Genomic DNA, 21,351 nt, shown 5'->3' with positions numbered 1-21,351 from the left:
TACCGCAAGTTCCGCGGATCGAACCAAGACTTAGGAGACAAAAAGATGAACCCAACCAAGAACCGGACAACACGCGCAATGCTTGCAGCAGCGCTGGGCGCCAGTCTGTTCGCCGCCCAATCGCCGGCCGTGGCACAGGCCCCCTGGCCCGAGAAGCCCATCACCATGGTCGTGCCGTATTCGGCCGGCGGCCCCACCGACGTGGTCGCGCGCATGCTCGCGATCCCCATGGGCAAGTCGCTCGGGCAGACCGTGATCGTCGAGAACACCGTGGGCGCGGGCGGCACCATCGCGCCCGGCCGCGTGGCCAAGGCGGCGCCAAACGGCTACACCATCCTCATCCATCACATGGGCATGGCTACCGCGCCCGCCCTCTACAAGAAGCTCAACTACGACCCGTTGAAAGACTTCGAATACGTGGGCCAGGTGATGGACGTGCCGATGACCTTGCTCTCGCGCAAGGACTTTCCGGCCAACAACTTCCAGGAGCTGCTGGCCTACGTGAAGACCCACAAGGACAAGGTGACGCTGGCCAACGCCGGCGTTGGCGCCGTGTCGCAGTTATGCGGCATGCTCCTTGCGCACCAGATCGGCGTGCAGCTCACCACCGTGCCCTACAAGGGCGCCGGCCCCGCGCTCAACGATGTGATGGGCGGGCAGGTCGATCTGCTGTGCGATCAGACCACCCAGACTGCGCCGGTCATCAAGGACGGCAACCGGGTCAAGGTGTTCGGCGTGACCACGCCCAAACGCCTGTCCAGCATGCCCAACGTTCCCACGCTCGACGAGCAAGGCCTGAAGGGCTTCGATGTGAAGGTGTGGCACGGCATCTACGCACCCAAGGGCACGCCGCCGGCAGTGATGGAAAAGCTCAACACCGCATTGCGCGCAGCGCTGCAGGACGACATGGTGAAGCAACGCTTCGCCGAACTGAGCACCGAAGCCGTGCCGATGGACAAGGTGACGCCCGAGGCGCTGCGCAAGCACCTTGCGGCAGAGACCGAGAAATGGGGCAAGGTGATCCGGGCGGCAGGGGTGCAGGCCGACTAGCCCGCCGAAGATTGCGCGCGCAGCGTCTCGTCGAAGAGCGAGAGCAACTGCCGCGCGAACACATCCATGTTCGACACGCGGTCCGCACCGCCGGTCTCGATGGTCCGGCTTGCAATGACCGCACCATCGATGGCCACGCACACATGGCCCGGCGCATCGCCATACGGACTGCCGGAAGGTCCCGCAGCGCCGCTCTCGGCGATGCCCCACGTCGCGCGATGGCTGCCGCGGATCCTGCCTGCGATGAATCTCGCATAGGGTTCGGTTTCGGCGCGCATACCGCCTGCCATGTCTTCCGGCGTCAGCCCCAGCAGTGCCTTGGCGGCACGCCGCGAATACACGACCGCGCCGCCCAGGAAGAAGGCCGATGCGCCCGGTATGGCCAGCAGCGCGGCCGACACGAGGCCGCCGGCCGAGGATTCAGCCACGGCCACCGTCTGGCGCCGCTCGCGCAGCGTGGCGCCGACGCGAGCGGCAAGAACGGCGAGCGGCTCGAGCGCGGGGAGCTCAGACATGGCCGGCGCGCCGCATGCTGCAGACGATTCCGAAATTCATACTTTCGAACTCCTTGGTAGGGGAAGAGCCGCGTTTGCAACAACCGTGGCAGTGCCGCGAAGATTGTGCGCGCCCGGAACGGGCGTCACCGCCGCGTCATCGTCGGTTTCTAGCATGCGCCCACCAACGAGGAGACTCCTTTGAACAGCTTGAGAAAAGTCTGCACTGCCCTTTTCGGCCTGACCATGGTGCTTGCCGCCGCAACACCGGTCGCGGCGCATGAGGAGAACGCACGGCGTCGTGCCGACAATGCGCCGCTGGTGATCGGACACCGGGGCGGCGCCAACGGCTACCTGCCCGAGCACACGCTGGAGGCGTATGCGCTGGGTATCTCGTTGGGCGCCGACTACATCGAGCCGGACCTGGTCGCCACGAAGGACGGCCATCTGATCGCGCGGCACGAACCCAACCTGATCGACACCACCAATGTCAAGGAACTGCCGCAGTTCGCCAATCGACGGCGCACGGTCATGGTGGACGGTGTTGCGACCGACGGCTTCTTTGCCAGCGACTTCACTTTGGCCGAGATCAAGCAATTGCGCGCCGTGCAGTCATTTCCGGAGCGCGACCAGGGCTTCAACGGCAGGTTCCAGATTCCGACGCTGGTCGAGGTGATCGAACTCGCCAAGCGCAAGTCCCGGGAGGAGGGGCGGCGCATCGGGATCTATCCGGAGACCAAGCATCCGACCTACCACCAGGGCATTGGGCTCGCTCTGGAAGACCGGCTGCTGGGCGTGCTGAGTGCGGCGGGCTGGAACCAGCGCAACGCGCCCGTCTTCATCCAGTCCTTCGAAACCGCCAATCTTCGCTATCTGCGCAGCAAGACGAGCGTGCGGTTGGTTCAGCTGGTCGACGCGAACGACGTCAAGCCCGATGGTTCGCTGGACTTCAGCAAGCCCTACGACAAACCATACGACTGGGTGGTGTCGAACCGCGACGGCCAATTCAAGGATCTGCTGACGCCGCGCGGCCTGCAGGAAGTGAAGGGCTATGCCGACGGCATCGGGCCATGGAAGCCATACCTGATCTCCAGCGCCTGCAAATCGGTACAGGGTGGCGCGTGCGTCGACGTGACAGGCGATGGCGTGGTGGACGAGCGCGACCGCGTGCTGCTGCCGCCGAGCGACGTGATCGCGAACGCGCACAAGCTGGGTTTGCTGGTGCACCCCTACACCTTCAGGAGTGAACAGAAGCGCTTGACCGGAAGTTTCGCAGGCAATCCGATCAACGAGTATCTGGCCTTCTACGAGGCCGGCGTGGACGGCCTGTTCAGCGACTTCGCAGACACCGCCGTTGCCGCGCGCGCCATGTTCCTGCTGAAGCACGACCCCGACTATGCCGGCTGTCTCGTCAACGCGCGCAAATGCGAGCGCAACAACGACTGAAGAAGCGGCACTCGCAATTGGCCCAAGATCGGGAGACGGGCTCGCCATATCGGGAGCCCGGAAAATTCATACTTTCGAATTCCTTCAAGGCGCCCGCAGTGCGCAAGAAGGTACAGACTCATGCATATGGTTGCACATCGGCCCTGCATTGACAGCTGCTTGCAAGCTTGGCTCAGTGTTTTCCTCAGCGATAGGTGGCTTGAAATTCGCTAGAGTGAAGGTGGCCGTTCAGGCTTTAGCTTCGCAACACATCAAGGAAGATTTCATGAGCAAAAAAGTTGCATATGTCACCGGAGGCATGGGTGGCATCGGAACTGCCATCTGCCAGCGCCTGCACAAGGATGGCTTCACCGTCATCGCAGGCTGCGGCCCCACGCGCGACCATGCCAAATGGCTGGCCGAGCAGAAGGCCGAGGGCTTCGAGTTCCATGCGTCGGTCGGCAATGTCGGCGACTGGCAATCCACTGTCGAGGCGTTTTCGGCCGCCAAGGCTGCGCACGGCCCCATTGACGTGCTGGTCAACAACGCGGGCATCACGCGGGACCGCATGTTCCTGAAGATGACGCCCGAAGACTGGAGCGCGGTCATCGAGACCAACCTCAACAGCATGTTCAACGTCACCAAGCAGGTGGTGGGCGACATGGTCGAAAAGGGCTGGGGCCGCATCATCAACATCAGCTCGGTCAACGGCGCCAAGGGACAGGCCGGCCAGACCAACTACTCGGCAGCCAAGGCCGGCATGCACGGCTTCACGATGGCGCTGGCGCAAGAGCTGGCGAACAAGGGCGTCACGGTCAATACCGTGAGCCCGGGCTACATTGGCACCGACATGGTCAAGGCCATCCGCCAGGAAGTGCTCGACAAGATCATCGCCACCATTCCGGTCAAGCGACTGGGCGAGCCGAGCGAAATCGCCTCCATCATCGCGTGGCTTGCCACCGACGAAGGCGGCTACAGCACCGGGGCCGATTTCTCCGTCAACGGCGGCCTTCACATGCACTGATCTCGCAGGCCATCACCTGATTGAAAGGACCCGCTTCGGCGGGTTTTTTCATTTGAAGGATGCGGCTTCCACGTCAGGGGAACGGCATCGTTCCTGCAAAATGGAACCATGCCCCACAGCGTTTCCTTGATCAACACCATCGCAGCCGGCTTGGGGCTGGCGCTTGTCTTCGGTTTTTTGGCAGTGCGGCTGCGATTGCCGGCGCTGGTGGGCTACCTGCTTGCGGGCGTGATCATCGGCCCCTTCACGCCGGGTTTCGTGGCCGATGCGGGCATTGCGGCGCAGCTGGCCGAAATTGGTGTGATGCTCCTCATGTTCGGCGTGGGCCTGCACTTCTCGCTCGACGACCTGCTGGCGGTGCGCAAGATTGCCTTGCCGGGCGCATTGGCGCAGATCGCGGTGGCGACGCTGCTCGGCGGCGCGTTGGCGCTCTGGTGGGACTGGAAGTGGGGGGAGGCGCTGGTCTTCGGCCTTGCGTTGTCGGTGGCAAGCACGGTGGTGTTGCTGCGGGCGCTCGAGCACCTCGGGATTCTCGATTCGTTCACGGGCCGCATCGCCGTGGGTTGGCTGGTGGTCGAGGACCTGGCCATGGTGCTGGTCCTGGTGCTGCTGCCGCCGCTGGCGGGAGCAATGGGCGGCCATGCGGGCAATCCGGCGGGTGGCGCGCCAGACCCTCTCTGGCAAACGCTCGGGCTCACGCTCCTGCAGGTGGGCGGCTTCGTGGCGCTGATGCTGGTGGTCGGAAGGCGTGCCTTCCCGTGGATTCTCTGGCAGGTCACCCGCACGGGCTCGCGAGAACTGTTCACACTATGCGTGGTAGCGGCGGCGGTGAGCATCGCCTTCGCATCGGCGGCATTATTCGGCGTCTCGTTTGCGCTCGGCGCATTCTTCGCGGGCATGGTGATGCGCGAGTCTGAATTCAGCCACCGTGCGGCGGAGGAGTCGCTGCCGCTGCGCGATGCCTTCGCGGTGCTGTTCTTCGTGTCCGTGGGCATGCTGTTCGATCCTTCCGTGCTCATCGAGCGTCCGCTGCAGGTGCTGGCCGTGGTGGGGGTCATCGTGCTGGGCAAGTCGCTGGCGGCCTGCGCGCTGGTGCTAGCGTTTCGCTACCCGCTTCGAACCGCGCTCACCGTGAGCGCGAGCCTCGCGCAGATCGGGGAGTTCTCGTTCATTCTCGCGGGGCTGGGCGTGTCCCTCGGCGTGCTGCCGGTCGAAGGCCAGAGCCTCATCCTGGCCGGTGCGCTGATCTCCATTGCCACCAATCCGTTGTGGTTCAGCCTGATCGCGCCCTTGCAAAAATGGCTGTATGCCCGTTTCCCCTTGGCGCGGGGGCTCGAATCGCGCGACCATCCGCTGGCCGAATTGCCCAGCACCACCGAGGCCAGGTATCTCTCCAGGCAGGTCGTGTTGGTGGGCTATGGCCGCGTTGGGCGCCGCATTGCGGCCGAGCTCGAGGCGAACGACATTCCCTATGTGGTGGCCGAGCAGAACCGCGAACTGGTCGGGAAGCTGCGCGAGGCCGGCATTGCGGCCGTGTGGGGTGATGCGGCCGATGCCGAGGTGCTGATCCAGGCGCACATTGCGCGTGCCCGCGTGCTGGTGGTCGCAACGCCGGACGCCATCAACGTGCGCCAGATGATGGAAATCGCGCGCACGCTCAATCCCGCCATCGAAACCGTGATCCGCAGCCACAACGAAGACGAAGCGCGGCTATTGACTCAGGAGACCGCCGCAACTGTCTTCCTGGGAGAGCAGGAGTTGGCGCAGGCCATGGCTCGCGACGTGGTGCGGCGTGCCGTGGCCGCGGCATGAACTGCCCGAGGGGCCAGGAGACTCACAGGTCTTCGATGACCAGCGTGCGATAGCGCTGTGCAATCGAATAGGGCACCGTGCGCACCACATCCATCAGGTTGTTGGCGGCCTGTTCGTTCTTCGTCCTGACCAAGAGGCCGGTGTGGCCCTCGCGCGCCAGCTTGGTGTAGGCGCGTACGGTGGCCGCATCGGTGCCGGCCGAAGGCAGCGGCTCGTCGGCCTCCCTCACGGTGGGGCTGATCTCCTCGAGGATCGTTGCAGGCGGAATCAGGTAGATCTCGTCGCCGCTCACGCCGTTTTCGATCAGTTTGTGGCCGATGCGGCTGGCGTCTTCCGGGCTCGGAAACATCACCATCGAATAGCCAGTGGGGTAGAACGCCCCGCCGAAGCTTGCCCGCATGTGGGGCTCTAGGACGAAATTCTTCATGATGCTGCCTCCTGGATGATGCAGTTCTTTTCCCACGACATTAGGCTCGCTGCGGGCAGAGATGTGTAGGCCTGCTCCCCGTATTTCAGCGGGTTTTGCGCGGGAAGGCCTCTCCGCCAGTCGGGCCTTGTGTACACTCCCGGCTTCATGCCGTGCCATTTCTTCCCCACCACCGTCTGCGCAGCCTCGCTGGCCCGCCTGACGTCGCCTGCCTTCGCGCGGGCGAACGGGGCGTTGGTTGCACGAATGATTACCACCATTACCACCGCGGCCCCCTGAGCACGCGCAGGTGGCCGTTTCGGCAGCCACCTGGTGTATCGCTCTTTCTCCGAATGAATGAACCCAGCTCTGGCAGCTGGGTTTTTTGTTTTTTCATCCGGAGATTTCCATGTACCGCGATCCAGTCCAGTCACTCGAACCCTTGCCCAGCCGTTTCGCGGCCCCTCGCGCATTGCGCGTGGGCATGATCGGCATCGGCACCGTCGGCGCAGGCACTTTCCGGGTGCTGGCGCGCAACCAGGCCGACATCGCGGGACGAGCGGGCCGGCCGATCGAACTGGTGATGGTGGCGGCGCGCAACCTGGAGCGCGCCGCGAGCATCGTGGGCGGCGCTGTTCCGTTGACCGACGACCCGCTGCGCGTGGCCACGCATCCCGACATCGACGTGGTGGTGGAAGTGGCCGGCGGCACCGGCCCGGCGCGCGACTGGGTGCTGGCCGCCATGGCGCACGGCAAGCACGTGGTCACGGCCAACAAGGCGCTGCTGGCGGTGCACGGCGCCGAGATCTTTGCCGCAGCCCGGCAGCATGGCGTGGCCGTAGCCTACGAGGGCGCCGTGGCAGTGAGCATCCCCATCGTCAAGGCGCTGCGCGAAGGCCTCACGGCCAACCGCATCGAGTGGGTGGCGGGCATCATCAACGGCACCACCAATTTCATCCTGAGCAAGATGGAGAGTGAAGGGCTGGACTTTGCCGAAGCGCTCGCACAGGCCCAGGCGCTGGGCTATGCCGAGGCCGATCCGGCCTTCGACATCGAGGGCATCGACGCCGCACACAAGCTCACGCTGCTGGCCGCCAACGCGTTCGGCACTTCCGTGCGGCTTGCCGACGTGCAGGTGGAAGGCATCACATCGCTTCAGCGGACGGACGTGGCCTGCGCCGCGCAGCTGGGCTTTCGCATCAAGCTGCTGGGCGTGGCCCGCCGGAGGGAGGAGGGCATGGAGCTGCGCGTGCAGCCCGCGCTCGTGCCCACGTCGCACCTCATGGCGCATGTGAACGGGTCGATGAACGGCATCATGGTCAAGGGAGATGCGGCCGGCGTGACGATGTACTACGGCGCGGGTGCGGGGTCCGAGCAGACCGCGTCGGCGGTGATTGCCGACTTGGTGGACGTGGCGCGGCTCGACGGCACGCATGCGGCGCAGCGCGTGCCGCACCTCGGGTTCCATGCGCATGCGATGAGCGCCTTGCCGGTGTTGCCCCGTGCCGCGACGTGTTCATCGCACTACCTGCGCGTGCCCGTGCATGCGGCCAGCGACATCGAGGCGGTGTCGGGCTGGCTTGCGGAGCAGCAGGTGCCGGTGCGCCAGGCAACGTTGGCGGCCGTTGCAGAGGCCGACATGGGCCCGCAGGTGCTCGTGCTGACGCAGCCGGTGCGGCAGGGCGCGCTGGACCTTGCGCTGCATGCGCTGGAGGCACATCCCCAGGTCGCAGGAAAAATCACGGCGCTGCGAGTGGAAGAACTGTCCTGAGACAGAATGAGGCACGGCGGAGCCAGGAGCTCCGTCAACCACAAGGGGAGCCGAAATGGGTTTGGATCGGCACAGTGGCTGTCAAGGGAAACGGGTGGAGCCGCGCATGAAGCGTGGACTCCTGGCCGCTGCGCTGCTGGTCCTGTCCACATCCGCCTTCGCGCAAGCGCAAGCCGTGGAACCGCCGAGCGCCGCTTCGTGCCAAGCCGAAGAAGCTGCGCTGGAGCGCGACATCGACCTTGCGCGCTCGCGGGGCCAGATGCTGCGTCGGCGGCAACTCGCCGAAAGCTTGTCCGCGCTGCGCACGCGCTGCCAGGCGTCCGGGCCTTCCATGAGCCGTGCCGCGCGCATCGACAAGCTGGAGCGCGACATCCAGCTGCTCAAGGCAGAACTCGAGCAAGCCGAGGAGCAATTGCGCGAGCTGAAGAACGAACGGCCCTGAGGCCTGGCGCTACAGCCTCGGCAACTGCATGCGCACGCGCCGCGCCGCTTCTTCCTCGCGCGCATCGTCCACCTCGCGCAGCACGTTGCCCAGGTCGACCGGTCCGCTGTCGCGCACGTGGGTGCCGGTCAGCACCGATTCGACGCGCAGCAGGCCGCGCTCGTACAGGTGCCAGATCTCGTCGCCAAAGTGCGTGCCCAGGAGCTCCGGCGCAAACTGGCCGAAGAAGTTGCGCAGGTTCTCCACGTCGCGCAGCAGCATGCGTTTGGCGTGGTTGTTGCCCGCGGCATCCACGGCCTGCGGCAGGTCAATGACCACCGGGCCGTCGGCTGCCAGCAGCACGTTGAACTCCGACAGGTCGCCGTGCACGACCCCCGCGCACAGCATGCGCACCACCTCCTTCAGCAGGCTTGCGTGGTGCTGCATGGCCTCCTCGGGCGTGAAAGCCACGTCGTTCAGGCGTGGGGCCGCATCGCCGTTGGCGTCGGTCACCAGCTCCATCAGCAGCACACCTTCGAGGAAGTTGTAGGGCACCGGCACGCGCACGCCGGCCGCCGCCAGCCGGTAGAGCGCATCGACCTCGGCGCTCTGCCAGATAGCCTCGGTCACCTGGCGGCCGAAGCGCGTGCCCTTGGCCATGGCACGCGTCTCGCGCGAATTGCGCACGCGGCGGTTCTCCGTGTAGTCGACAGCCTGGCGAAAACTGCGCTTGTCGGCTTCCTTGTAGACCTTGGCGCAGCGTGTCTCGTCGCCGCAGCGCACCACGTATACCATGGCTTCCTTGCCGCTCATCAGCTGGCGTACCACCGTGTCGATCAGGCCTTCGTTGACCAGCGCCTGCAGGCGTGGTGGTGCTTTCATGGGTGCCGCTCCGTCGGTTTTTTCTGCGGCCGGGTCGAGAGGAAGGTCCTCAGGCTTTCCGGGCCGATTGGTAGACCCCATCATGCCTGTTGCGTGGAGTCCGGACACGGTGGCCGGCTCCACCAATGAGCGAGAATCCGATGTAATCTGAAATTCAGATCAATTGATCCGAATTTTCGATTTTACGGATGACGGCGCGCTGCCTACAGTCGGCCTCAATGAATGCCATTGCACCGCCTCCACTGCTGATCGGCTGCGCGGCCGGTTTCTCGGGCGATCGCACCGATGCCGCCGGGCCGGTGGTCGATACGCTGATCGCGCGGCTCGCCAGCGGCCCGGCAGCGCAGCGCGCCTTCCTGATTTTCGAAACACTGGCCGAGCGCACGCTCGCGCTCGCGCAGCTGCGCCGCCGCGACAACCCCGAGGCCGGCTACGAGCCCTTGCTCGATGCGATGCTGCGGCCTGTGCTGGCGCGCTGCCTGGCGCACGGCATTCGCATCGTGAGCAACTTTGGCGCGGCCAACCCGCGCGCCGCGGCCCGCCACATCGCCCGCATGGCGCGCGAGCTTGGCGCCGCCGCGCCGCGCATCGCGGTGGTGGAGGGCGACGATCTGTCGGGCCCGGAACACCGCGCGCTACTGCATGAAACGCTGGGCGCGCAGATGGAGGGCCTTCGCATCGTCAGTGCCAATGCGTACATCGGCGCCGAACCCATCGCCGCCGCGCTCGACGCGGGCGCGCAGATCGTCGTGTGCGGCCGCGTGGCCGATCCGTCGCTCACTGTCGGCCCTGCCATGTCGCACTTCGGCTGGCGCGCGGACGACTGGCACCGGCTGGGCCGCGCCACCATGGCCGGCCACTTGCTGGAGTGCGGTGCGCAGGTGTGCGGCGGCTACTTTGCCGACCCGGGCTACAAGGACGTGCCGGGTCTCGAAGCGGTGGGCTTCCCCATCGCCGAGATCGACGCGGACGGGAACTGCACCATCGGCAAGGCTGACGGAACCGGCGGCCTCGTGAGCGAAGCCACGGTGAAGGAGCAGCTGCTGTACGAGGTGCACGACCCGAGCGCCTACCTCACGCCCGACGTGGTGGCCGACATCGCCGAGGCCGAGGTGAAGCAGCAGCCGGGCAGGGCGGATCGCGTGGCGCTCTCCGGCGTGCGCGGACATATGCGGCCGAGCCACTACAAGGTCAACGTCTGCCATGAAGGCGGCTGGCTCGCCGAAGGAGAAATCTCCTATGCGGGGCCGCGTGCCGAGGCGCGTGCGCGGCTCGCGGCCGAGGTGCTTCGCAAGCGGCTCGATGGGCTCGTGCTGCGTGTGGACCTGATCGGCGCAATGAGCATTCTGGGTGACGATGCCGGCCGCATGCTCGTGGACACGCCCGACACAGGCCTTCGCGACGTGCGCCTGCGCGTGGCGGCCACGCATGCAGAGCGCGGCCAGGCCGAGCGCCTCGCGCGTGAAGTGATGGCGCTCTACACCTGCGGACCCGCGGGCGGCGGCGGGGTGCGCACCGCGCTCACACCACGGCTCAATACCTTGTCCTGCCTGCTGCCGCGAGAAGCGGTGCCGGTGCGCTTCGAACTGCTCGGCGCGGAAGCTCTGGCATGAACATGAACACGACGGCAGACATGATCGAAGTGCCTCTCTACCGTGCCGCCCATGGCCGTACGGGCGACAAGGGCGACCGCTCCAACATCAGCGTGATTGCCTGGCATCCGGAGCTTTATCCACTGTTGGTGGAGCAACTCACGCCCGAAAGCGTGTCGGCCCGGTTCCGTCACCGCGCGCCCGCGCGGGTGCAGCGCTTCCTGCTGCCCCGGCTGCACGCGATGAACTTCGTGCTCGACGCGGTGCTCGATGGCGGCGTCAACGATGCGCTGAACCTCGATGCGCATGGCAAGGCGCTGTCGTTCCTGCTGCTCGACATGCCCATCCGCGTGCCGCGTGCACTGACACCGCTGCTGGCAGGGCCGTAGCGGCTGCTTTCTTTTTTCCTAGCCATCCATCCGGAGACAAAACAATGAAACGACGTACCCTGACCCTCTCTGCCGCCGCGCTCGCCTTGGCGCCGCTTTGGGGCCATGCGCAGCAGCAGGTCTTTCCAGAAAAGCCGATCACCTTCATCGTGCCTTTTGCGGCCGGCACGGCCACCGACCAGATCGCGCGTGCGCTGGGCAACAGCATCACGGCAGAAACGAAGCAGCCCGTCGTGATCGACAACAAGGCGGGCGCGAGCGGCTTCATCGCCTCTCAGCAGGCGGCCAAGGCCGCGGCCGATGGCTACACCGTGCTGATCACCACCAACACCACGCACGCCGCCAACGAGCACCTGTTCAAGAAGCTGCCCTACGACCCGGTGAAAGACTTTGCGCCCATCACAGCGCTGGGAAAGGGCGGCCAGATCATGGTGGTGAACCCGTCGTTCCCGGCCAAGAGCGTGGCCGAATTCGTGGCGCTCGCCAAGAAAGAGCCGGGCAAGTACAGCTTCGGCAGCGGTAGTTCGTCCAGCCGCATGGCGGGCGAGTTGCTGCAGCAGATGGCCGACATCAAGCTGCTGCACGTGCCCTACAAGAGCAACACGCTGGCCGTCACCGACCTGCTCGGCGGGCAGATCCACATGATGATCACCGATGCGGCCACCGGCCTGCCGCAGGTGAAAGGCGGCAAGCTGCGCGCACTGGGTGTTTCGAGCGCCGCGCGTTCGCCGTTGGCCCCCGACGTGCCCACCATTTCGGAAGCCGGCGTGAAGGGCTACGAGATGGGCTACTGGTTCGCGGCCTATGCGCCCGCGAAGACGCCGCCGGCCGTGGTCAAGCGCCTCAATGAGCTGCTCGTGAAGGCTGCGAAGAGCGAGTCCGCCAAGACTGCTTTCTACGAACCCACGGGCACCGAGGTGTTCACCACCTCCCCTGAAGAGCTCGCCAAGTTCCAGACGGCCGAGTCGCAGAAGTGGGGCCGCATCGTGAAGGCGGCAGGCATCGAAGCCGAATAAGCGCGCAGCAGCCGTAGCGGAGACCGGCACCGCACAAATACCTCAACGACGGAGACAAACCATGAAACGCTGGAGCCTGTTGGCTGCCACGGTGGCTTCGGCCGCCCTTTTTCTGAGCGCTTGCGGCGGAAGCGGCGGAGGTGGAGGCGGTGGCTTCGTGCTGCCGCCGCCGGGCGCGACGACACCACCGCCGGCCGCCTCCGAAGCGCCGAAGTTCAAGCTCGCCATCACGAAGACCGAGGACGTTGCCGGCACCTTCGGCAGCGTGGGAGCCTACGAGAAGATCACTGGCACCTTCACGGGCGAGGTCGACCCCAAGGACCCGCACAACGCCATCATCCAGGACCTGTCGCTCGCGCCGCGCAACGCCAATGGCAAGGTGGAGTACAGCTCCGACTTCGTGCTCTTCAAGCCCAAAGACATGAGCAAGGCCAACGGTGTGCTGCGCTACGACGCGCCCAACCGCGGCAACATCGTCAATCTCGATCCGTACTTTGCGTCGCGCGGCTACGTGTTCCTCACGGCCGCCTGGCAGGGCGACGTGCCCGCCGCAGCCGGCAAGCTCACGCTCCAGGTTCCGGTTGCAAAAAATGCGGATGGCAGCACCATCACCGGCCCCTACCGCGCCGAGCTGCTGCCCACTGCCGCCACCAACGATTCGCTGCCGCTGCCCGGCGGGCCGTACAACGCGGCGATGCAGGCCTATGCAACGGCGAGTCTGGACAACACGCAACCGGGCTACGTGCTCACGCGGCGCATCAACGAAGCCGACGCGCGCCAGCTCATTCCCGCGAGCGAATGGAAGTTTGCCAAGTGCAGCGCCGCCGCACCGTTCCCCGGTACGCCGGACGAAACGAACGTGTGCCTCAGGGACAAATGGGATCCGGCCTACATGTATGAGCTGGTCTATGTCGCAAAGGACCCGAAGGTCATGGGCCTGGGCCTCGCAGCCGTGCGCGACATGATCGCCTTCTTCCATCGCGAGGCGAGTGATGCCGCAGGCACCGCCAACCCGGTGGCCGCCGCCATCAAGAACACGATTGCGTCCGGTGTGTCGCAGTGCGGCAACTTCATGAAAACCTTCATCCACCTCGGCTTCAACGAGGACCGGGCGGGCCGCAAGGTGTTCGACGGCGTGTACGCGCAGATTGCGGCGCGGCAGACCAACATCAACATGCGCTTTTCGATTCCGGGCGGCGGCGGAGGCGTGCGCACCGACCACACGGCCTTCGGCCAGGCCGGCACGCGCGGGCTGTCGAAAGACTACGTGGACGACGTGGCCCAGCGCCGCGGAGGAATTTTGTCGCGCTGCGAGGCGAGCGGCACCTGCCCCAAGCTCTTCATCGGCTTCAGCGGCACCGAATTCTTCGTGCTGCAGGGCTCGCCATTGCTGACGGACGCCTGGGGCACGGCGGACCTCGTGCAGCCCGGCAACGCGCGCATCTACTACTACGCGAGCACTCACCATCTGCTGGGCCTTCCGTCGCTTCCTGGCGCGAGCGCGGGGGCGCTCTACGCTACCAATGCGAACGCCGGCGTGGTGCCGGTGGTGCGTGCGCTCTACCAGAACCTCGAAGAGTGGGTCGTCAAGGGCACCACGCCGCCCGACAACCAGGTGCCCAAGCTGGCCGATGCCACGCTGGTGCGGCCGCAGCAGCTCAAGTTTCCGGCCGTTCCGGGCGCGAGCTACACGGGCCTGGTCAACACCTATTCATTGCTCGACTGGGGGCCGAACTACCGTCCGCAGGACGAGAGCGGCATTGCCACGCAAGTGCCGCCGGCCTACCTGGGCCGCGACTATGCGGTTCTCGTGCCGCAGGTGGATGCCGACGGCAACGACATCGCAGGCATTCGCAGCCTTGACGTGGCCGTGCCCGTGGGCACCAACACCGGCTGGAACTACACCAGCAAGCCGGGCACCATCGACCTGGCCGGACTGTTCGGCTCGTACTTTCCTTTTGCGAAGACGGCGGCCGATCGTTCGGGCAGCGGCGATCCGCGGCCTTCGCTCGAGGAGCGCTACACCAACCAGGCTGGCTACGTCGCGGCCGTGACCGCCGCCGCCAACGACCTGGTCGCCAGGCGATTTCTGCTGCAGGTGGATGCCGATGCGGCCATTGCGAAGGCAGCGGCGAATCCGGTGCTGCCGTAGCGCGCTGCTGCTGTCCGCTATCGCGCGTTCCTCTCCGATGCGGCGTGCACCGCAAAGCCCGCTTCACCTGGCGCAATGTCGCCGCGCAAGGTAAGGGCGGGAATCTCGTAGTCGCCGAAGTTCTGCGGTCGGAACGGGATCGGGTCGGCGGTCCATAGCGTGTCGAGCCGGCGACTGAGGTCCTCTGTGATTCGCGCATAGGCGGGCGTATCGACCTTGTCGGTGCGGTACACCACGAAAGGCGGCAGCACCTCGAAGCCCGGGTAGTACAGGATGCCGTGGTGAATGGGAAACAGCAGGTCGTCCATCGGCCCGTTGATGCCGCGCGCGCCGTAGTGCGAGGCCCAGCCGCCGGCCGTGACCACGAGCATGGCGCGCTTGCCGGCCATCACACCCTGGCCGAAGCGGTCGCCCCAGTGCCTATCGGAATGCTCGCCCACGCCGTAGGCAAAACCATAAGCGTAGACACGGTCGACCCAGCCCTTGAGGATGGCCGGCATCGTGTACCACCAGAGCGGAAACTGGAAGATCACGGCGTCGGCCCACAGCAACTTGGCCTGCTCGGCGGCAACCTCTTCGCGCTGGGTGCCGGACTCGAAGGCGCGCAGCGAATCCGTGATGGGATCGAAGTGGGCACCGGGCTCGAGGTGCGCAAAGTCGTCGGCGGCCAGTGTCGCCTTCCATTGCATGGCGTAGAGGTCTGACACGCGGACTTCGTGTCCCGACTGTGCGAGGTGTTCGACCATGAACTGCTTCAACGATCCGTTGAGCGAGCGGGTTGCGGGGTGGGCATGAACAAGAAGGATTTTCATGCACGCAGGTTAGGGGTCACCAAGCTATATTGGAAATGAATAATCAGAATTCCAGGAATAGCCATGGACAATTTCAACCGGCTCGACCTCAACCTGCTGCTCACGCTCGACATGCTCTTGGCCGAGCGCAGCGTGACGCGCGCGGCCCAGCGCCTGAACCTGTCTCAGCCCTCGGTGAGCGTGCAGCTTGCCAGGCTGCGCGAGGTGTTCAACGATCCGTTGCTGGTGCCCGCCCAGCGCGGCATGCGGCCCACCGCGCGCGCCGACGAACTGCGCGAGCCGTTGCGCGAAGCGCTGGAATCATTGGGCCGCGCGGTGGCGCCCACGAAGCCGTTCGACCCCGGGGAGGCGACCACCACCTGGCGCGTGGCGGCGGCCGACTATGCCGAGTCGGCGATCCTGCTGCCCGCGCTCGCGGGGCTTCGTGCCGCCGCGCCGAACACCCGGCTGGCCGTGGTGGAGGCGGTGCCCTCGCGCATGGCAAGACAGCTGGAGCAGGGGGAGCTCGACCTGTTCTTTCACACCAGCGTGGGCGCGCCGCCCGGGCTGCACCGGCGGGTGCTGTTCAACGAACGCTACGTGCTGGCCGGGCGCGCTGGCCATCCACGGCTGAAACGCCGGCCCACGCTCGCGCAGTTCTGCGCACTGGAGCACGTGGTGGTGTCGCTCGGCGGCGGCGGCTTCGCCGGGCCTACCGACGATGCGCTGGCCGAAAAAGGCCTGGCGCGGCGCGTGGCGCTGTCGGTGCCGCACTTTCTTTTCATGATGTCGGTGCTGGCCGGCACCGACATGGTCGCGATGCTGCCCGAGCGGCTGGCGCGCGGCGCGCCCGGGCTGCGCGTGGTGGAGGCACCACTGGAAGTGCCGGGCTTCGAGATGGCGATGCTGTGGCACGAACGGCGGCACCGGGACCCGGCGCATCGCTGGCTGCGGGAGCGGATTGCCGCAAGCCTGCAGGCGCCCGGCTACTTGCCCTGAGACCTGAAGATGCTCTTCATCACCGGCACCGTCGAGAAGACATTGGGCCATCCGGCGTAGCAGGCAAGCTGCGAGACGATCGTCGGCGTGGCCGTTTGCAGCAAGCCGTCGTCGTCCATCGACCCGTCGAGGTGATAGGAGATCCGGGGAAACTGTCCGGCGAACATGTTCTTGAGGTAGCCCGCATGCGGCGCGGCATTTGGCTTCTCCGCGGGATATCGCGAAGCCGCAGGCTCGATATGCGGCATGAGTCTCTCAGGAAGCGGTCCTGCCAGCCCGGGCCGGGCGAGATGCCAGCGCCGGCTGTGCTGCCCCTGCTTCGCGAACACATGCGCAAGGTGCTTCTTGACCGTGTTGACGCTGATGCCGAGTTGCTCGGCGATTTGCTTGTTGGACAGATCCCGTTGCATCAGCGACAGCACCTCGTCTTCGCGAGCAGTCAGCCCGACTGCAGGCAGTGCCGCACCGGCTGCCGGGGGCCCGCCGACCACCGCCAGCCGCAGCACCGACAGATAGAGCGCCTGCAATACCGGATTCGGAAAGCCCAGCGTGCCTGCCAGGACCGCATCGAGCGATTGCGCGAACTGCTCCGCACTCGCTCCCCACTCGATGCAGCCATGAGCCTGGATTCGGATCGCCGCATCCAGCCCCTTCTTCGAGGGATGCTCCCAGCCCAGGAGCCAGTCGGTGCTTGGAAAGCGGCGGCGCAGATCGGCCAGTTGACTGATTTCCTCCGTCGAAATCAAGGCGATGTCCAGCAGCAGCAGGCGAGGCAGTCTTTGCCGGCAACAGGCTTCGAGGTTGGCGATGCTGTTCATCTTTGCGTGCTCGACCCGGTACAACCGGTCGGCCCGGTGCCTCGACGCCAACAGGCCTGGTCCGAACAACGTGGAGGCACGGCTCCGGCAGGTTGCGATCAGGACTGGAACACAGCTGTCGAACGCAGGGTGCGCCGCAGGAGACGACGACACCTCCAGCCAAGCGGGTTGAGGACAGCTTGATGTGCGCAGCGCGGGGAGCGCAAATGGCGAAGGCAGGCAAGAGCCTTGCGTTGACGACGGCTGCGAACCTGCGTTCCACGCAGATACCAGCCCCGCGGACGAGCGTGGGACTTGTTTCATATTTCCCCCGGCGCGCTTGTTGTGCACCCTTGATTGAATTAATGATAAAGGGTTACACGGGTGTTCGGATTGATTCCTCGCTGTTGCAAGGTATCGAGATGTGTGGCGGGTTCAAAACGCGGCGACGGCGCGGCGCGTCACCCTTTGGGTGACAACTTTCGACCTATGGACAGTGCGCGGGGCCGCGGTTCAGCATCGTCTCCCCTTTGCTGATATGTGAACCTGGTTGATTGCCAGCGAACGCACTTCGTTCGGAGTTGCGCTGTTCTCCGTCGGCGTTTTTTTAACTGACTCGAGGAGCGTTTATGACTGTGCTGACTTTGACACCCGTCTCGACTGTCACTCTGGACGAATCCGACGGGTTGCAGAACGTTATCGCTACCCCCGCACCTGCGGGAGACGCCAACGACAACGACATCCTCACAAGTTCGCTGCCGGGCACCTTCACCGCCCGCCTGACCGCCGCGGGTGCGCCGGCCCCAACCAAAGCTGCCGTGAGTGGCTATAACGGGAGCGGCACCGGCACCAACGCATTCACGTTCAGCGCATCCGGCGCTGTCAACGGTATGGCATTCACAGACGCGGCCGGCGCTCCGCTCGACGGTTTCAACAGCGGCCTCTTTACCGCCGATAACGAAGCCATCTTCCTGTTCACTGACACGTCCAACAACAACGTCGTATTGGGGAAGACCAGCGGCGGTGCCGTCGTGTTTGCCGCCTACCTGGAGGAAACGGGAACCCCGGTTAGCGGCGCCAAGATCTGGATGGTCCAGTATGAAGCGATAAAGCACCCCGATGCGGCCAACGCCGACGACGCAGTCAACCTGCTGAACAAGGTCTACGTCAGCGTTACCCAGGATACGGAGTTCAACCTCACGGACGCGCCATCTGGGCAGAACTTGTTCCTGATGTTCACGACGGCCAATCCCACGATCGTCGATGGCCGGATTCCCGGCTTGAGCATCATCGCTACGGGAAAGGATCCGGCAAATCAGTCCGGGCCCAATCCCAACATCACCAGCGACGACATCAACATCTCCACCGGTGACACGATCAACACCAGCAAGGCGGGCGGGCCGACCACGTTCGGCACCAACAGCCAGATGATCACCGAGCAGGAGGGCATCCGCTTCACGTTCGTGACCGGCGCCAGGGCGGATGTCACCATTCCGGAACTGAGCGCGGGCGAGGCCCATCTGGAGTCGAACATCGACTTCACCGGCATGTTCATCGGAGCAAGGACCGCCGATTTTGACGTTGTGCAGTTGCAAAGCGGAAAGACGGCCCAGGTCAGAGTCACCGCATACAGCACGGCGGTCGAGTCCGGCAACAGCTTCATCGATGGTTATGCGGGCGACGCGACGGTTCCGATCACGAGTGTGCGCGTGCTCGACTCCGTCACCGGGGTAGCTCTCGAAACCTCTTCGGCGAACGGCGGCGACGGCGGGCTGAATTCGACCATCACCGTCAGCATCGTCGGCGGCGTCGCGACGATCACCGGCGTCAAGGCTGGCTACTCGATCGAATACACGACCTCGGCGGATCACAACCGCGTACTCATCGAAAACGCCGCAGCCCTCAATGCATCGGGCAACACCCACGCGGACTTCGACATCGGCGGTTTCCGGGTGCTGCAGGCTTCCGCCGCAACGGCAGAGGTTGGCTCGATGATGAACTTCGAGGACGACGGGCCGTCCATCGTGCTGGCGACGCCCACCGACACCGCGGTGGTCAACACGCAGGACGCCGACACCATCGGAGGAGCCACTGACTCCGCCACAACGAACTTCGCGACCGCCTTCACCGCGAGTTCGAGCAGCTACGGCGCCGATGGGGCGGGCTCTACCGGCTCGGTCTTCGCGCTCGGCGTGAAAACGCAAGGTGGCGACTCGGGCCTCAAGAGCGATAGCGCGACCATCTACCTGTACTTGATCGGCGGCAAGGTCATCGGTTCGACATCAGGCACGGAAGCCGGCGTTCTTGCGACCAACACCATTTTCGACCTGACCGTGAGCGAAAGCGGCTCGGTGACGCTGCAGCAGTTCGCGGAGATCGATCACGCGCTGCCGGGAGCTTCGTCGAACTACGCGGCCCAGGAGGCCTCGATGGCCGATGACCTGGTCACGCTCAGCGCTACGGTAACGCTCACCGATCAGGACGGAGATACCGCGAGCGATTCCGAAGTGCTCAACATCGGCGCCAACATCCGGTTCGACGACGACGGTCCGTCCATCGTGCTGGCAACGCCTACCGACACGGCGCTGCTCAATACGCAGGATGCCGACACCGCCGGTTTCGATTCCGCCTCACAGGACTTCTCGTCCGCCTTCGGCACGACCTCGAGCAGCCACGGCGCCGATGGAGCGGGCTCCACTGCTTCGACCTTCGCGCTCGGCCTGTCCACGCCGGGCGGAGCTTCAGGGCTCACGAGCGATGGCGCGGTCATCAGGTTGTACCTGGTGGGCGGGAATGTCATCGGATCGACGGCCGCCACCTCGGGCGCCATCACGGCGGACAACACCATCTTCGACCTGGTCGTGAGCGGGGCCGGCTCGGTGACCTTGCGGCAGTTTGCGGAAATCGACCACGCGCTGCCAGGCGTGGGGTCCAACTACGCGGCACAGCAAGCCACATTGGTCGACACGCTGATCACCTTGACCAATTCCGTGACGCTCACCGATGGGGACGGCGACACCGCCACGGATTCCGAGGTGCTCAACATCGGCGCCAACATCAAGTTCGACGACCACGGCCCGACGGTGACCGCCATCTCCGATCTCACCGGAGCGAACGACGCCCAGCCCATCGCCGGAACCTACAGCTTCTCCGTGGGCGCCGACGATGTGGACAACGCATCGACCGACGGCATCGTGCTCGACAGCCTGACCGGAACCACCGCCGGCGGCCGGCCCATCACCGGTGCATCCGTCACGCACTTTGCCGAAGACGCGACCACGGTGACCTACAACTTCAGCTTCAACTATTTCGCCGGGCCCACGTCGACGACGACGCAGGCGGCAAGCGGCACGGTCGTCTTCAACAAGACGGACGGTACTTACACCTTCGATCTGAACCAAATCTTCGGAGGACAAACGACGTTTTCGACAAGTGCGCCGCTGGCTTCGTTCAACTACGACACCGAAGGCAACAACTCGCCCGAGATCGTGGTCCAGCAGTACAGCAGCGACTTCTTCGGTGTGCTGTCCGCGAGGGCAGCCAAGCCGCCAAGCGATACGAGCGACCTGGTATCAGGCGGCGATGACGCGTTTACCGCGGGCGAAACCTTCAACAGTGAGAGCGCCGGTTTTGTCAATGTCGCGACAAGCACCCTCGGCGTGAACTCTGACACTGTGCAGGCCGGCGAGTTGCTGAATTTCGACTACTACAGGTCGAATCCGGTGAGCAACCCCACCGTGACGAGTCCGCCGCCGAGGCCCGACGCGACGATCGTGGGTACGGACAGGGCCTACGCTGACGCGATCAACATCACGATCGATCAGATCACGGATGGCGAAGACGTGGCCGTCCTGCTGAAGCTGGTCAGCAAGGCGGACAGCAACATCACGACGACCACGCTCCTGGTTGCCAACTCTGCGACGGACTACCAGTCCGCCGGAGGAGGCATGAAGATCGTCAGCATCGGGACGGACGACTACGACAGCGCCACCTACAAGATCGCCGGCGTGCAGGTCATCAGCAGCACCGAAGGCGTCACCGGCACGGGCGTGAGCCTGAGTACCCACGGCTCGGTGAACCTGACCGCCGCCGGGATGAACTATGCCGATACGGCGGACAACGACGTGTTCAAGATCATCAAGATCGACGTGATCACATCGACCACCATCAACTCGGACGTGGACCTGAACTTTGCAGGCCGACTGATCGACGGCGATGCGGACTACGCGGAGTTCGACTTCGACGTGCACCTGGAGATCGATGGCGTCGCCAACCTGATCGGCACAACCAACCAGCCGGAGGTCGTGTAGCGGTCTCTTGAGCAAGGGGA

At 65.1% G+C, this 21,351-nt stretch carries 17 protein-coding genes; 12 read left to right on the top strand and 5 right to left on the bottom strand.

Going from position 1 to position 21,351, the window contains the following annotated elements; genetic code table 11:
- Positions 1–45: 45 nt before the first annotated feature.
- A complete protein-coding gene (locus ASC78_RS18645; RefSeq protein ID WP_055804471.1) occupies positions 46–1,050 on the top strand; it encodes a tripartite tricarboxylate transporter substrate-binding protein in 1,005 nt (334 codons plus the stop codon).
- Here ASC78_RS18645 and ASC78_RS18640 read toward each other — a convergent pair.
- On the bottom strand, positions 1,047–1,565 hold the full coding sequence (locus ASC78_RS18640; RefSeq protein WP_055804469.1) for a CinA family protein: 519 nt from the start codon (positions 1,563–1,565) through the stop codon (positions 1,047–1,049). The two genes, ASC78_RS18645 and ASC78_RS18640, sit on opposite strands and share 4 nt — an antisense overlap.
- 180 nt (positions 1,566–1,745) lie before the next feature.
- Here ASC78_RS18640 and ASC78_RS18635 point away from each other — a divergent pair, with 180 nt between their 5' ends.
- From ASC78_RS18635 to ybaL, 3 genes are all read left to right on the top strand, one after another.
- Positions 1,746–2,990 carry a glycerophosphodiester phosphodiesterase gene (locus ASC78_RS18635; protein ID WP_235505130.1) on the top strand — a complete coding sequence of 415 codons (1,245 nt, stop codon included), beginning with the start codon at positions 1,746–1,748 and terminating at the stop codon, positions 2,988–2,990.
- 265 nt (positions 2,991–3,255) lie between these two features.
- Positions 3,256–3,993 (top strand): acetoacetyl-CoA reductase, encoded by a 738-nt coding sequence (gene phbB, locus ASC78_RS18630; protein ID WP_055805015.1) that lies wholly within the window; start codon positions 3,256–3,258, stop codon positions 3,991–3,993.
- Positions 3,994–4,101: 108 nt separating this feature from the next.
- Positions 4,102–5,805: a YbaL family putative K(+) efflux transporter gene (gene ybaL / locus ASC78_RS18625; protein WP_055804466.1), complete on the top strand. Its 1,704-nt coding sequence runs from the start codon at positions 4,102–4,104 to the stop codon at positions 5,803–5,805.
- A 22-nt stretch (positions 5,806–5,827) separates the two neighbouring features.
- Here the strand turns inward: ybaL and ASC78_RS18620 are convergent, their stop codons facing one another.
- The gene (locus ASC78_RS18620; protein ID WP_055804463.1) at positions 5,828–6,232 is read right to left on the bottom strand and encodes a hypothetical protein; all 405 of its coding nucleotides are present in this window, start codon (positions 6,230–6,232) and stop codon (positions 5,828–5,830) included.
- A 388-nt stretch (positions 6,233–6,620) separates the two neighbouring features.
- On the opposite strand from ASC78_RS18620, the gene ASC78_RS18610 reads away from it, so the two are divergent.
- The gene (locus tag ASC78_RS18610; protein WP_055804457.1) at positions 6,621–7,982 is read left to right on the top strand and encodes a homoserine dehydrogenase; all 1,362 of its coding nucleotides are present in this window, start codon (positions 6,621–6,623) and stop codon (positions 7,980–7,982) included.
- A 106-nt stretch (positions 7,983–8,088) separates the two neighbouring features.
- Positions 8,089–8,424 carry a DUF1090 family protein gene (locus ASC78_RS18605; RefSeq protein WP_235505129.1) on the top strand — a complete coding sequence of 112 codons (336 nt, stop codon included), beginning with the start codon at positions 8,089–8,091 and terminating at the stop codon, positions 8,422–8,424.
- A 9-nt stretch (positions 8,425–8,433) separates the two neighbouring features.
- On the opposite strand, the gene ASC78_RS18600 is transcribed toward ASC78_RS18605, so the two are convergent.
- The gene (locus ASC78_RS18600; RefSeq protein WP_055804452.1) at positions 8,434–9,285 is read right to left on the bottom strand and encodes a PA4780 family RIO1-like protein kinase; all 852 of its coding nucleotides are present in this window, start codon (positions 9,283–9,285) and stop codon (positions 8,434–8,436) included.
- A 218-nt stretch (positions 9,286–9,503) separates the two neighbouring features.
- Between ASC78_RS18600 and ASC78_RS18595 the strand changes: the two genes are divergently transcribed.
- From ASC78_RS18595 to ASC78_RS18580, 4 genes are all read left to right on the top strand, one after another.
- Entirely contained in the window at positions 9,504–10,898 is a 1,395-nt protein-coding gene (locus tag ASC78_RS18595) for an acyclic terpene utilization AtuA family protein (RefSeq protein ID WP_055804449.1), read from the top strand.
- 2 nt (positions 10,899–10,900) lie between these two features.
- Positions 10,901–11,266 (top strand): AtuA-related protein, encoded by a 366-nt coding sequence (locus ASC78_RS18590; RefSeq protein ID WP_055805013.1) that lies wholly within the window; start codon positions 10,901–10,903, stop codon positions 11,264–11,266.
- A 44-nt stretch (positions 11,267–11,310) separates the two neighbouring features.
- Positions 11,311–12,282: a Bug family tripartite tricarboxylate transporter substrate binding protein gene (locus ASC78_RS18585; protein WP_055804447.1), complete on the top strand. Its 972-nt coding sequence runs from the start codon at positions 11,311–11,313 to the stop codon at positions 12,280–12,282.
- A 61-nt stretch (positions 12,283–12,343) separates the two neighbouring features.
- On the top strand, positions 12,344–14,434 hold the full coding sequence (locus ASC78_RS18580; RefSeq protein ID WP_055804445.1) for an alpha/beta hydrolase domain-containing protein: 2,091 nt from the start codon (positions 12,344–12,346) through the stop codon (positions 14,432–14,434).
- A gap of 17 nt (positions 14,435–14,451) precedes the next feature.
- On the opposite strand, the gene ASC78_RS18575 is transcribed toward ASC78_RS18580, so the two are convergent.
- On the bottom strand, positions 14,452–15,246 hold the full coding sequence (locus ASC78_RS18575; protein ID WP_055804442.1) for an NAD(P)H-dependent oxidoreductase: 795 nt from the start codon (positions 15,244–15,246) through the stop codon (positions 14,452–14,454).
- Between the two features lie 63 nt (positions 15,247–15,309).
- Here ASC78_RS18575 and ASC78_RS18570 point away from each other — a divergent pair, with 63 nt between their 5' ends.
- A complete protein-coding gene (locus tag ASC78_RS18570) occupies positions 15,310–16,224 on the top strand; it encodes a LysR family transcriptional regulator (RefSeq protein ID WP_055804438.1) in 915 nt (304 codons plus the stop codon).
- On the opposite strand, the gene ASC78_RS18565 is transcribed toward ASC78_RS18570, so the two are convergent.
- Positions 16,212–17,042 (bottom strand): helix-turn-helix domain-containing protein, encoded by an 831-nt coding sequence (locus ASC78_RS18565; protein ID WP_162246109.1) that lies wholly within the window; start codon positions 17,040–17,042, stop codon positions 16,212–16,214. The genes ASC78_RS18570 and ASC78_RS18565 overlap by 13 nt on opposite strands.
- Before the next feature lie 608 nt (positions 17,043–17,650).
- Here ASC78_RS18565 and ASC78_RS18560 point away from each other — a divergent pair.
- Positions 17,651–21,331, top strand: coding sequence for a DUF5801 repeats-in-toxin domain-containing protein (locus ASC78_RS18560; protein WP_055804432.1), 3,681 nt, complete (start codon positions 17,651–17,653; stop codon positions 21,329–21,331).
- Positions 21,332–21,351: the final 20 nt, after the last annotated feature.

The organism is Variovorax sp. Root318D1, assembly GCF_001424835.1.
In the GTDB taxonomy this organism is placed as follows: Bacteria; Pseudomonadota; Gammaproteobacteria; order Burkholderiales; family Burkholderiaceae_C; genus Variovorax.
The sequence above is the reverse complement of the archived record's forward strand: the minus strand, read 5'-3'. Positions and strand labels throughout refer to the sequence as shown.

What these genes read in the sequence shown, in the direction of transcription:
- ASC78_RS18645 (WP_055804471.1), top strand. Translation starts at nt 46, where the DNA reads ATGAACCCAACCAAGAACCGGACAACACGCGCAATGCTTGCAGCAGCG.
- ASC78_RS18640 (WP_055804469.1), bottom strand. Translation starts at nt 1,565, where the DNA reads ATGTCTGAGCTCCCCGCGCTCGAGCCGCTCGCCGTTCTTGCCGCTCGC.
- phbB (WP_055805015.1), top strand. Translation starts at nt 3,256, where the DNA reads ATGAGCAAAAAAGTTGCATATGTCACCGGAGGCATGGGTGGCATCGGA.
- ybaL (WP_055804466.1), top strand. Translation starts at nt 4,102, where the DNA reads ATGCCCCACAGCGTTTCCTTGATCAACACCATCGCAGCCGGCTTGGGG.
- ASC78_RS18620 (WP_055804463.1), bottom strand. Translation starts at nt 6,232, where the DNA reads ATGAAGAATTTCGTCCTAGAGCCCCACATGCGGGCAAGCTTCGGCGGG.
- ASC78_RS18610 (WP_055804457.1), top strand. Translation starts at nt 6,621, where the DNA reads ATGTACCGCGATCCAGTCCAGTCACTCGAACCCTTGCCCAGCCGTTTC.
- ASC78_RS18605 (WP_235505129.1), top strand. Translation starts at nt 8,089, where the DNA reads ATGAAGCGTGGACTCCTGGCCGCTGCGCTGCTGGTCCTGTCCACATCC.
- ASC78_RS18600 (WP_055804452.1), bottom strand. Translation starts at nt 9,285, where the DNA reads ATGAAAGCACCACCACGCCTGCAGGCGCTGGTCAACGAAGGCCTGATC.
- ASC78_RS18595 (WP_055804449.1), top strand. Translation starts at nt 9,504, where the DNA reads ATGAATGCCATTGCACCGCCTCCACTGCTGATCGGCTGCGCGGCCGGT.
- ASC78_RS18590 (WP_055805013.1), top strand. Translation starts at nt 10,901, where the DNA reads ATGAACACGACGGCAGACATGATCGAAGTGCCTCTCTACCGTGCCGCC.
- ASC78_RS18585 (WP_055804447.1), top strand. Translation starts at nt 11,311, where the DNA reads ATGAAACGACGTACCCTGACCCTCTCTGCCGCCGCGCTCGCCTTGGCG.
- ASC78_RS18580 (WP_055804445.1), top strand. Translation starts at nt 12,344, where the DNA reads ATGAAACGCTGGAGCCTGTTGGCTGCCACGGTGGCTTCGGCCGCCCTT.
- ASC78_RS18575 (WP_055804442.1), bottom strand. Translation starts at nt 15,246, where the DNA reads ATGAAAATCCTTCTTGTTCATGCCCACCCCGCAACCCGCTCGCTCAAC.
- ASC78_RS18570 (WP_055804438.1), top strand. Translation starts at nt 15,310, where the DNA reads ATGGACAATTTCAACCGGCTCGACCTCAACCTGCTGCTCACGCTCGAC.
- ASC78_RS18565 (WP_162246109.1), bottom strand. Translation starts at nt 17,042, where the DNA reads ATGAACAGCATCGCCAACCTCGAAGCCTGTTGCCGGCAAAGACTGCCT.
- ASC78_RS18560 (WP_055804432.1), top strand. Translation starts at nt 17,651, where the DNA reads ATGACTGTGCTGACTTTGACACCCGTCTCGACTGTCACTCTGGACGAA.